The organism is Streptomyces huiliensis (assembly GCF_020037025.1).
Taxonomy (GTDB): Bacteria; Actinomycetota; Actinomycetes; order Streptomycetales; family Streptomycetaceae; genus Streptomyces; species Streptomyces huiliensis.
Genome location: NZ_JAIQLH010000080.1, coordinates 56,108 through 64,008, shown reverse-complemented (window position 1 = coordinate 64,008; position 7,901 = coordinate 56,108). Strand labels below are relative to the sequence as shown.

Below are 7,901 nucleotides of genomic sequence, written 5' to 3'. Positions count from 1 at the left end.
CGGGAGCGGCAAGGGCGCGCAGCGCGGCCAGGGCGGCGTCCGCCCGCGCGGGCTCGGGGACCGGTGCGCAGGAAGCACAGGAGCCGCAAGCGGCGCAGGAAGCGCAGGAGGCGAGCGCCGTACCGTCCAACCGGTCGTCGTGCTCCCACCGGTCGTGCTCGTGGTCGTCCGCCATCACATGTCCTTCTGCGTCCGCGCGCCCAATCGCGTCACACCGCGAGAAGAACCCGGCCCGTGGGGTGATCTGCGCTGTCCGGGGATGCCGTCCGACCCCGGCTGTCCGTTCACCCCGTTCACCTCGACCCCTCCGACCCCTCCGACCCCTCCGGTCGCGTCCGTTCCGTTCATCAGCTGCGCGAGTCTGCGCAGTCCGCGGTGCGCCGCCGTGCGGACGGCACCCGGCCGTTTGCCCAGCACATCCGCGGCGGTGGCGGCGTCGAGGCCGACGACCACGCGGAGGACGACGGCCTCCGCCTGGTCCTGCGGCAGCCGGGCGACGAGCCGGAGCGCCCGTTCGGTCCCCAGGGCCTCCAGCGCCTCCGCCGCGGTGTCCGCGTTCCCGGCGCGGCCGGCGAGTTCGCTGTCGTCGCCGCCGACCGCCGGCCGCCGGCCGCGCATCCGTATGTGGTCGAGGGCGCGGTTGCGGGCGATGCGGGCGGCCCAGCCGCGGAAGCGGTCCGCGTCTCCGGTGAACCGGTCGATGTCGCGGGCGATTTGGAGCCACGCCTCGGAGGCGACGTCCTCGGCGTCGGTCTCGCCGACGAGCGTGCGCACGTACCCGAGCAGGCGGGGCTGGACGGACCGGTAGACCGCGCGGAAGGCCGTCTCGTCCCCGCCCTGCGCCGCGCGTACCGCGACGGTCAGCTCAGCGTCATCCCCCTGCACACCCACATCCTGCATCACTTGCAGAACTCATGAATCAGTAATGCGCGGGTCCATCGCCAGACTCACCGTTGTAGGGGTTCGGCCCGAAACCCCCCGCGCCGGGCGGAGGGCCGTACGGGGAACCGTTCGGCGCTCCGTACGACGGCCCGTACGAAGGACCGTACGGGCCCACCGGCGTCCCGGGCAACGGGCCCTGTCCCGGCGGCGGGTACGGAGCATAGGGCCCTGCGGCCGGATACGGACCGGGTGGCATACCGGGCGGCACCCCGGGTGTCCCGTACGCCCCAGGAGACCCGTACGGCCCGGGGTAGGGAGGAGAGTGCTGCCAGGAGGCCGGATACGGCCCGGCCGGCGCGGCGTACCCCGGTCCCGGGTAGGCGCCGGCCGCGACGCCGTCCTCGAACGCCAGCCCGGCCAGCACCCGTTCCTCCTGCATCCGCGTCAACTGCCGTACCACCAGCAGCGCCAGAGCGCCGGCGGCGGCACACATCAGGTAGCCGAAGGCGCTCGCCCCGGCGAGCGTCCTCAGGTTCCGGACGTCGTCCTCCCAGGCGTCGTACCGTTCGAGCCGGAAGTCGCGGCGCATCCTCGCCTCGGTCAGCGCGTAGCCGGCCGCGCTCGACGCCGCGAGGGCGCCGGCCACGAGTCCGCTCACCCACCACGCGTTGAGCAGCCCCTTCCGCGCACTCTCCGGCCCGGCGGGGGCCGACGCGCGGTAGATGTCGTTGGCGATCTGTTTGGGGAACCACAGGTTGACCACCGGAGTGAACCAGGCGCCCGCCGCCCACCCGCTGCCGAAGCGGTGCGAACCCGGCGCCAGCACCTCGGCGTTGAGCCGCACCCGCCGGAACCAGGCCGCCCAGAGTCCGGCCGTGCCCAGTCCGAGCACGGTGGTCACCAGGGACACCGAGGCGAAGAACGTGTCCGCCTCGTTGGCCTGGTCCGCCGTCGCGTCATCGAGCACCGCGCCGTCCGCCAGCACGTCGGCGAGCGCGCCGCGCTGCTGGAACCGGGCGGCGGCGAGCAGCAGCAGGCCGAGCAGCGCCAGCGTCAGAACGGTCGTGAGCGAGATCCGGACACCGCGGCGCAGGTCGACCCCGCTCACCGGCACCGGCCCGGCCGCCGGAGGCACGGGAAACATGGAGGGAACAGGAGGCACGGGAGGCACCGGAGGCATGGAGGGAACAGGAGGCACCGGAGACGGAGGGGATATCGGGGACGGAGGGGATATCGGAGGCGGTCCCGCCGTCTCCGCCGCCCCCTCCGGTCGCCGCTCCTCCGCGCCGCACGCCGCGCAGCGGCCGTCCGGCCCCACGGCGGCGGCGCCGCATCGCCCACACGGATACATCTCTTCGTCCCCCCCACGGAACGCCGGAACGGCACCGGGCGGCGCCGGTGAGTCGACTGCTCGTCGGCGCCGGCTGCCGGGCGGGGCGGCGGCCGTGGGGCCGCCACGTGCGCACCGGGCGACGCGGCCCGCACGTTACGGGCAACGGACCGCTCCCGTCCAGAAACCGTCCGGAAGGGGCCGGCCAGGACCGGAAGAGTCCACCCGGCCGCACGGAAACGACCGAAAGAGGCCACCCGGCCACCGGCCCCGGGCCGCCCCGAGCCGCCCCGCCCCAGCCCGGCGGCCGGCCGCACACGGCTCAGCGCCCCCGCGGTGTGACGATTTCCGGCCGTCCGGCGCTGAGGAGAGTGCGGACCCCACCAGGGTCCGCGGCGGACGACGGCCGTGGCCTCTCCTGTGGGGGGTGGCGGCCCGGCCGTCTCCGCGTCCGTCAACGCTCACCGCGTCCGTCAGAGCCCGCGGCGTCCGTCAGAGCTCGCGCCCCGTCACTCCTCCCCGGCGATGTCCTTGACCGACACGGTCAGGTCGTTCGTCACCGTGAAGAACGGCCGCAGCCGCACCCCGTCCCGATCGGCTGCCGGGAAGGTGTCGATGCCCTTGCGGTCGGCGAAGTCGCCGGTCAGCCGGCCGAGCCGGACCGGCGCGGCGCCCGCGCCCGGGCGGACGTACAGGTCCCACAGGTCCTGCTCCTCGCCGCGGCGCCGCCACATCGGCTCGTACGGCAGCCGGCCCGTGCCGTCCACCAGCGGCGCGCGGACGTCGGCCACCTCGCCGTCGCCGCCGCGCAGCCGGGCGATCAGCTCGGCGCCGTCGCGGAGTTCCGTGCCGTGGACCACCACCGTGAGGGCGACGACGTCGTCACCCACCCGGACCTCGGTGACCTCGGCGTGCCGCTCCCGCAGCCAGGTGCGGACGGCGAGGAAGCCGTCGCTGGTCTCGTACGGGATCCAGGGCGCGACGCCGGACGGCCCGGCCTGGAGCCCCAGCCCGAGCAGGGCCTTCTGCTCGACGAGGACGGCGGTCAGCCGGCGCCGCGTCTTGTCGGCCTTGCGCTCGGCGTAGCTGTCCCAGCGCCCCTCGGGCAGGGTGTGCGCGGCGCGCTCGACACGGGCCTCGGCCCACTCGGCGCCGGCGGTCCGCCGCAGCGGGACGCGGACGGCCTCCTTTCCCTTGCTGCCGCGGTGCCGGAGCAGCAGGTGGGAGTCGTCGGCGGTGAGCTGCTCGGCGCGGACCCGGAAGACGAGGGAGCCGTCGGCGGCGACGGCGCAGCGCGCCTCGGGGTGGGCGGTCTCGGCGGGCGCGGTCGCGGCGGGGGCGGGCTGCTGCTTGCGACCGCCGCCGAAGAGGCCGCGGAGCAGGCCCTTCTTCGCGGGGGCGGTGCAGCCGGGGCGGAGTTCCTCGAAGAGCCGCTCGTAGCGCTGGGCGATGGCGTCGGGCTCGTAGCGGTGGGCGGCGGCGCGGGCCGCGGCGCCGAGCCGGGCGCGGAGCCCGTCGTCGCCGGTGAGCTTGAGCAGCGCCTCGGCGTAGGCGTCGACGCTGTCGGCCTCGCTCTGCGCGGAGAGCGGGACGAGGATGCCGTCGGTGCCGTCGTTGAGGATCTCGCGCGGGCCGTACGGGCAGTCGGTGGCGATCACCGGGAGACCGGCGTGCATGGCCTCGACGATGGTCATGCCGAAGGACTCGGCGTCGGAGGCGACGGCGGCGACGGCGCCCTTGGCCCACTCGGTCTCGATGGGCGAGCGGGCGCCCATGAGGGTGATCCGCTCGTAGAGGCCCATCTCCTCGATCTGGCGGCGCAGCTTGGCCTTGGAGGTGCCGCGTCCGTAGATGCGCAGCTGCCAGTCGGGGCGCTCGTCGGCGATCTTCGCGAAGGCGTTGATGAGCCGGTCGTAGCGTTTGACGCCGACGAGCCGCCCGGCCGAGACGATCGTCTTGGAGGCGCCGTCGGAGGGCTCGGCGGCGGGGGCCGGGACGGCGTTGGGGACGGACAGCACCTGCGCCCGGCGGTCGGCGGGCAGGGCGTCGCGGTAGTGGCCGGCGTCGGCCTCGGAGACGGTGACGAAGGCGTCGAGGGCGGCGATGGCCGGGTCCATGACGGCGTGCAGCTCGGGGACGTGGGCCTCGTGGGTGAGGTGCTCCTGGCCGAGGCGCAGGTAGCGGTCGCTGCCGTAACGGGCGAGGTAGCCGATGAGCTTGGGGCGGGTGGCGATGACCACGTCCGCGTCGGTGGCCGCGAGGTGGGCGGCGACGCGCTGGTCGGTGAGGGCGGTGGCGGCCATCCGGCCGTTGTCGATGCGCTCGTCGCGGAAGATCTCGCTGGGGCGCTGGTTGAGGGGCGCGCCGTACTCGTCGCCGTCGGTGCCCTCGCGCATGTCGAGGAGGGGGGTCAGCCGCACGCGCGGGTCGATGGTGAGTTCCGGCTCGTCAACGGGCCGGTTGACGCTGATGATGCGGACCTCGTGCCGGTCGGCGAGGGCGGTGGCGAGGTTGACGGTCGAACGGATGGTTCCGCCGATGCCGTACGCATTGTGCAGCAGGAATTCGATCTTCATCCGGGCCCTCGTTCAGTGCGATGGGCGCGCGAGCGCGCACGTCCGCCGTGGACAGCTGCGCCGCGCACCGGCCGATGCCTTCCGCTTGGACAACGACCGGACGCCGCGCATGGTTCAACCCCGGAGGCTAGCCCGCTTTGGAGGTGTGTGGGGAGCGCCGGCCCCCGGGCCGCCGCCAGGGCCCGGCAAACCGGTCGAAAGCCCGCCCGATGCCGGGACTTCAGCCCCCTCGGACGGTGGTGTAGAGGGTGCCGAAGTCCTGCCAGGGCAGCTTGGGCGGCCGCGGGTCCCACAGCCGCTGGGAGACGGCGGCGAGTGGCAGCCGGATTCCGTTTGCCACCTGGTCAGGGGTCTGTGCGTCGGCGTGGTCGCACCAGACGGCGAACCGGCCGCCCGGCACCCGGCGCGGGTCCGCCGTCCCGGCCGCCACCGGCCTGGTGCCGCGGAGCACGGCCGGGGACCACTCCTTGTAGATCAGCTCGCCGGTGGGGTAGCGGAACTCGTTCGGCTCCCCGAGCACGTAGTAGAGGTACTGGTCGTTCAGGTTGACGACCGTACGTCCCTCGTTCAGGTATTCCTGCGGGTCCCGGGCGCCGAGCTCGCGGCCCGTCCAGTACTCGACCTCGATGGCCTGGTCGGGGGCGACGAGGCCGCCGCGGAAGAAGCCGTCGTTCCACGCCTTGGCCTTCTTGCCGAGGGAGCGCACGACGGCGGCCCGGTCGTTGAGCCAGGCCGTGGCCAGGTCCTGCACCCGGCCCTGGGAGCCGTAGCGCTGCCGGGCGAGGTCGGCGAGGTGCGGGTAGGACCCCTGCGGGTCGCGGGACATCAGCGCGCGGTACTCGTCGGCGCCGAGGTGCCAGTAAGGGCCGGGGAAGAGGGGGGTGAACTCGCGCAGCAGGTCGTCCACGATCTTCGCCGCGCCCGGCAGGGAGATGTCGACGGCGCCCCGGGAGGGGGTGCCGGTGGCGTCCCTGAGCTGGAGGTCCGGGTGGGCCTTGAGGACGGCGCCGAGGTGACCCGGCGAGTCGATCTCGGGGATGACGGCGATGTGCAGCGAGGTGGCGAGGGCGACGATGCGCCGGACCTCGGCCTTGGTGAGGTGCTCCGGCGAGACGATCTCCGGGTGGCTCGCGCTCTCGATGCGGAAGCCCTGGTCATCGGAGAAGTGCAGGCCGAGCTGGTTGAGCTTGAGGTCGGCCATCTCGCGCAGCCGGGCCTCGATCCACTCGGCGGTGAAGTGCTTGCGCGCGGTGTCCAGCTGGAGCCCGCGCTGCGGCCGGTCGGGGGCGTCGGCGACGACGCCCTCGGGGAGCCCGCCGCCCGAGCGGACGGACTGGACGAGGGTGCGGGTGCCGTAGAAGGCGCCGGCCTCGTCGGGGGCGGTGATGAGCACCCTGCCGTCGCGGGTGGTCAGCTCGTAGCTCTCGGGGCCGCCGCGCTGGCCGGGGCGGAGCGCCAGCTCGACGTCGCCGGCGCGGGCGGGTCCGGGAGCGATGGTGACCTTGAGCTCGCCGGCGAGCAGCCGGGCCTCGTCGGCGAGCGGCCCTTCGGGGTCGGTGACGACGCGGATCGTGGAGGAAGGCCGCCAGCCGGGGCCGCCGCGGGCGGTGAAGGAGCGGACGGCCGGGACGGTGCGTGGGGAACCGGTGACCGGTGTGACCTGGGTGGCAGAGGAGGGTGCCGCCGCCTGGGTGGAGCGGGCGTCGTCCCGTCCGCCGCTCCGGCCGGACGGGGCCGCCCCGCCGTCGTGGGAGCAGCCGGCGGTGACGGGGGCGGCCAGCGCGGCGAGGAACACCAGGCCGACGAGGGGGGTGCGGGGCCGGACGGGGCCGAGCCGCCCCGGCGACCGGGGCGCGACACGCGCCCAGCGTGCGGAACGGGTGATTCTGACAGGCAGTCCCATGGAGCAAAACCTCCCAATCGCGGAAAAGATAGTTCTTTCCACCGCCGACAGCCTCGAATACCCGCCCGAAAACCCCCACTTATGGGTGAATTTCCGGCAGTGAACCAGGGCCATTCGGCCAACCATGGCGCCCCATGCGGCTCTCGTCCACCACCGCCGACCCGTACATGCCAGTTTGATCACACCTGCCGGACCCCGCGCGACCGAACCGACAAGGCGTCGCTACGATGGCCAGGGCCGGTGGACCGTACCCGGCCGGGCCCGACCGACAGTGCAGTCCTGACTGGGTTACAAGCTGGCGGCAGCCCCCAATCCCCGCTCCCGGAGGGTTTTCCGTGTCGGCTGGAACGCTGTACCGCGGCCGGGAAGGCATGTGGTCCTGGGTGGCTCACCGAGTCACCGGCGTCCTCATTTTCTTCTTCCTGTTCGTGCACGTCCTGGACACCGCTCTCGTCCGCGTCTCCCCCGAGGCGTACGACGACGTCGTCGCGACGTACAAGACACCCGTTGTCAACGTGATGGAGTACGGCCTCGTCGCCGCCATCCTCTTCCACGCGCTCAACGGCCTCCGCGTCATCGCGGTGGACTTCTGGTCCAAGGGCCCGCGGTACCAGAAGCAGATGCTGTGGACCGTCGTCGGCGTCTGGGTCGTCCTGATGGCCGGCGCCTTCTACCCCGTGCTCAGCCACACGCTGCACACGCTGTTCGGGAGCTGACGCCAGACATGTCCGCTGAAACCACCCCCGCGACCGCCGACGACGTCTCCCTCTACGACGTCGACAACCCGGCCCCCGTCATCGAGGCACCGCGCAAGCGCACCAAGAAGACGCCGAAGTCGACCCGCACCAACTTCGAGCTGTACGGCTGGCTCTTCATGCGGCTGTCCGGCATCGTGCTGGTCGTCCTGGTCCTGGGCCACCTCCTGATCCAGCTGGTGCTGGACGGCGGTGTCACCAAGATCGGCTTCGCCTTCGTGGCCGGCCGCTGGGCCTCGCCGTTCTGGCAGGCGTGGGACCTGATCATGCTGTGGCTCGCCATGCTGCACGGCGCCAACGGCCTCCGTACGGTCATCAACGACTACGCGGAGCGGGCCAACACCCGCTTCTGGCTGAAGATGCTGCTGTACACCGCCACGGTGTTCACCGTCCTGCTGGGCACGCTGGTGATCTTCACCTTCGACCCGAACATCCGCTAGAGCCCGGGGCTGACG

At 73.3% G+C, this 7,901-nt stretch carries 6 protein-coding genes; 2 read left to right on the top strand and 4 right to left on the bottom strand.

Features of this window, described 5'->3' with window-relative positions; all coding sequences use genetic code 11:
- Positions 1-174 precede the first annotated feature (174 nt).
- The 4 genes from JNW98_RS16435 to JNW98_RS16420 all read right to left on the bottom strand — a co-directional run bounded on the left by JNW98_RS16435 (position 175) and on the right by JNW98_RS16420 (position 6,691).
- A complete protein-coding gene (locus tag JNW98_RS16435) occupies positions 175-885 on the bottom strand; it encodes an RNA polymerase sigma factor (protein WP_223768977.1) in 711 nt (236 codons plus the stop codon).
- Between the two features lie 34 nt (positions 886-919).
- The gene (locus JNW98_RS16430) at positions 920-2,017 is read right to left on the bottom strand and encodes a DUF4328 domain-containing protein (protein ID WP_223768976.1); all 1,098 of its coding nucleotides are present in this window, start codon (positions 2,015-2,017) and stop codon (positions 920-922) included.
- Between the two features lie 704 nt (positions 2,018-2,721).
- Positions 2,722-4,788 carry a glycosyltransferase gene (locus JNW98_RS16425; RefSeq protein WP_223768975.1) on the bottom strand — a complete coding sequence of 689 codons (2,067 nt, stop codon included), beginning with the start codon at positions 4,786-4,788 and terminating at the stop codon, positions 2,722-2,724.
- 220 nt (positions 4,789-5,008) lie between these two features.
- Positions 5,009-6,691, bottom strand: a complete 1,683-nt coding sequence (locus JNW98_RS16420) for a beta-N-acetylhexosaminidase (protein ID WP_223768974.1) — start codon at positions 6,689-6,691, stop codon at positions 5,009-5,011.
- 335 nt (positions 6,692-7,026) lie between these two features.
- Between JNW98_RS16420 and sdhC the strand changes: the two genes are divergently transcribed.
- Positions 7,027-7,407, top strand: coding sequence for a succinate dehydrogenase, cytochrome b556 subunit (sdhC, locus tag JNW98_RS16415; protein ID WP_223768973.1), 381 nt, complete (start codon positions 7,027-7,029; stop codon positions 7,405-7,407).
- Positions 7,408-7,415: 8 nt separating this feature from the next.
- Complete coding sequence (locus JNW98_RS16410) at positions 7,416-7,886, top strand: succinate dehydrogenase hydrophobic membrane anchor subunit (RefSeq protein WP_223768972.1); 471 nt, start codon at positions 7,416-7,418, stop codon at positions 7,884-7,886.
- The last annotated feature ends 15 nt before the right edge of the window (positions 7,887-7,901 follow it).